The following is a 3,631-nucleotide window of genomic DNA, read 5'->3' as shown; positions in this document are numbered from 1 at the left end:
TACCTCCAATATTCAACTAAGTTGTTCGTCTATGCAGTGTACCTATTTTGTTAATGCAATTATTCTCTTGGTTAATAACTCTGCTGTGCCTTCCATAATTTTTTCACCGATTTTATCAACATTTCTGTTTTTCCAATCCTCCATCTCAGTCCCTTTTACCCATTGGTTAAAGGCCCCTAATGCTGGTCCACAATGAATTTGATAATCAACTTTTTGCTCTGGGCTTCCACTAAGTGCAAGTCTTGTAGAATGTCCAAAATACCATTTGAAAATCATTGCCATTTTTTGCTTTGGATTTCGTTCAGCTTTTTCAATTTCTTCCTGTGGGTAATATTCTTTTGCATCTTTAAATATTTCCTCAAAGCTTTTCTTAAAGTATCTTTCTTGTATTTGATTTTTAGTTTTTTCATCTATTTCATCTAAGGAATTATACTGACGATAAAGCTCATAAAGCTTATTCGCCCTTGCTGGAAAGAATAAACCCTTTTTAAGTACTTGCACTCTTGCACCAATTTCAAACATATCACCAGCTGGAGCATATTCTGTATCCTGAACATTTGCTTGCTGTAACAAATCTTTTACCTCATCGCTTGTTCTAGCTTCAACGCTACATTGATTTATTGATCCAGTTACAATGAAATCTGCACCTAGAATAAAAGCAGCTGCTGCTGCTTCTGGAGTCCCAATCCCTCCAGCTGCCCCAATGTTTATTTTTCTTCCATAATTAAACTTCGAAACCATCTCATCCCTTAATTTTATGATTGCTGGCATCAATGCATAAGCAACTCCTTGATCTGTATGACCACCTGAATCTGCTTCAATACAAATAGCATCAACCATGGCAATTTCTTTTGAAAGCTCAGCTTCAATTGAAGTAATTTTGTTTTCTTCTAGAAGTTTGTTCGTTATTTTTTCTGGTGCTGGGCTTAAAAAGGCTTCAGCAACCTCTGGCCTAGAAATCTTTGCTATAATTTTGTTTTCGGAAAATACCTTTCCATCTTTATCTCGTTTTAGTCCCTTTAACCTATACCTTACAAGAGAGCTATTTACACTCATATATGCGGAAGCTTCTATATTTCTTACTCCGTATTCCAAATATAAATCTATCGTCTCATTTTCCTTATTTACTTCAACAGGATTGTATAAAATGTTCATACCATAAGACTGTCCCTCACTTAACTCTCCTTGTATATACTTAATTGCTTCTTCAATCTCATTCTTCATTAATCCTCCGGTTCCATAAAATCCCATAAATCCGGCTTTCCCCATTTTAACTACCATCTCTTTTGAAGAGATCCCCTTATACATTGACCCTGTTATGTATGCATACTTTAAATTGTTTTCTTTTTTAAACTGGTCGTCTCCAAGGGAACTAGCACTAATTTTATATTTTCCTGCTGCTTCCACTACCGCTGATTTTTTTTCATGAATATCATTTGAAGCTTCGGCTATTTCTTCTTTTGCTTTTACTTCTTTTGCTTCTTTTGCTTGTCTTACTTCTTTTACTTGTTTTTCTTGTTTTTCTTGTTTTTCTTGTTTTTCTTGTTTTACTTCTTTTACTTGTTTTACATCTTTTATTTTTTCTTCTTTTACTTTTGCTTCTTTTACTTTTTCTTCTTTTACTTTTGCTTTTTTATCTGCCTGGATTTCAAGAACTTCTTGTTTCTCTTTTTCTTCTACAAATAAAGGTGCGTCTTGTATTTGTTCCACTTTTTCTTCCAAAACCAAAGGAGCTTCTTGTGTATTTTCCTCTTCTTCATCAACTATTAATGGCTGTGCTTCTTTTAAAATATTTTTCACAAGACCAGTTAATACCGTTCCAGGTCCTACTTGCTCAATTACAACATCTCCTTTTCCCATCAAATATCTAATACTTTCTGTCCATTTTACAGAATGCGTAATCTGATCGGCCAAATACTTCTTAATGCTATCTTGTTTATAGGGTCTTGCTAATACATTAGAAATTACTGGAACGCTCATTTCAGTGAAGGAAATACCTTCTAAAAATTTGGAGAACTCTTCCTTAGCAGCTTCCATATATCTTGAATGAAAGGCTCCGCTTACCTTTAAAATTGCATACATTCTAGCTCCTGCATTTTCAAAAACACTTTTTGCCTTTTCTATATATTCTTTTGGACCTGATATTACAATTTGTGATGGTGTATTATAATTTGCAATGTCTATGCTGTCAAAATTATTTTCAGCAAGTATTTCCTTAACTCTACCTTCTTCTAATCCAATGACAGCTGCCATTGTACCATTCATGGCCTTACTCATGAGCTCGCCTCTTTTTTTGACTAGCTTTAAGCCTGTTTCAAAGTCAAATGCACCCGCAGCAAATAGAGCACTGTATTCTCCCAAACTATGTCCAGCTACATAATCAGGTGTTCCACCAGTTTCCTTCATTTTTTTCAAGTAACTTAGTCCATTTACTACATATAAAGCTGGTTGGGTAAACTCTGTTTGACCCAATTGATTCTTATTATCTTCCATACATAGTTCTTTTATTGAATATCCTAATATTTCATCTGCTTTAGAAATTAATTTAGGGAACTCATCAAAAAGTTCTCCTCCCATACCTTTTTGTTGTGATCCTTGTCCAGGGAATACATAAGCTACCATTTTTCTTTCCTCCATATTGATTTCATCATTATTATTTAAGGTTTCAATTATTTTTTTATAGTTCATAACCTCTTGTCCAAAGAGATTGAACGTAACAAATATTTCTCTCTCTTTATGGTTATTTATATTTTGCTTTGCGAAATTTGCTAAAGTACCTGAAGGGCCAAGATCGAGGTATACACTCCTACCTTGCTTTTCTATTGCTTCTATTGCCATTGGAAAGTTTATAGGTTTTCTAGTAATGTCCCAAAAATAATCCTTTGGAATTTCTTTCAAAACCAAACCTTTTTGACTTGAAACGAAAGTAATGGACGGTTGATGGTATTTAATTTTACTAATAAAATCTTTATACGCTTCTTCAATCGGATCCATCAAATAGGAGTGAAACCCATATGTAACAGGAAGCTCTTGGTAGACTATTCCATTTATATTTAAATACTCATGTATTTTTTTTAGCTTATTAACCTCACCAGAAATAACAAAATGATTATCATAATTTACTCCTACAAGTTCACTGTGATCTCTAATAATCGGTGTGTCAAAAAACAAGTTACTTTTGTTAATAACTGCCGTCATCCCTCCTTTGGAACAATTTTCTTCAGTAAGCTTAGCATGATAAATTACCCCTTCTAATGCTTCTTTTACACTAATTACATTCCCGACTGCTGCAGCAACAAATTCTCCTAAGCTTGTTCCAACCACATAACTTGGCGTTATACCATCTTCTATAAGTGTTTGGGCTAATGCATACTGGATTATAAAAAGTGCTGGATGTGTAAATCTAATTTGATTAAAAACATCCACCTTCCCTTTTTTTCCATGATAAATTTCCTTTACTACTGACTCTCCCATAATATTTTCAGCAATATTATCTAGCTCTAGCATCCACTTCCTAAAAGTTTGATTGTTTGAAAAAAGGTTTTTTCCCATTTGATAATATTGAGAACCTTGACCTGAAAACATAAATACAATTGATTCTTTCATATTGTTTCTCCTCGTATTCCAATGA

Annotated in this window: 1 protein-coding gene; it reads right to left on the bottom strand. The window is 33.7% G+C overall.

Features of this window, described 5'->3' with window-relative positions:
* Positions 1 to 42: 42 nt before the first annotated feature.
* On the bottom strand, positions 43 to 3,606 hold the full coding sequence (gene fabD / locus CVU84_08025; GenBank protein PKM94863.1) for a [acyl-carrier-protein] S-malonyltransferase: 3,564 nt from the start codon (positions 3,604 to 3,606) through the stop codon (positions 43 to 45).
* Between the last annotated feature and the right edge of the window lie 25 nt (positions 3,607 to 3,631).

It is taken from the genome of Firmicutes bacterium HGW-Firmicutes-1 (assembly GCA_002841625.1).
GTDB lineage: Bacteria > Bacillota > Clostridia > Lachnospirales > Vallitaleaceae > HGW-1.
The sequence above is the reverse complement of the archived record's forward strand: the minus strand, read 5'-3'. Positions and strand labels throughout refer to the sequence as shown.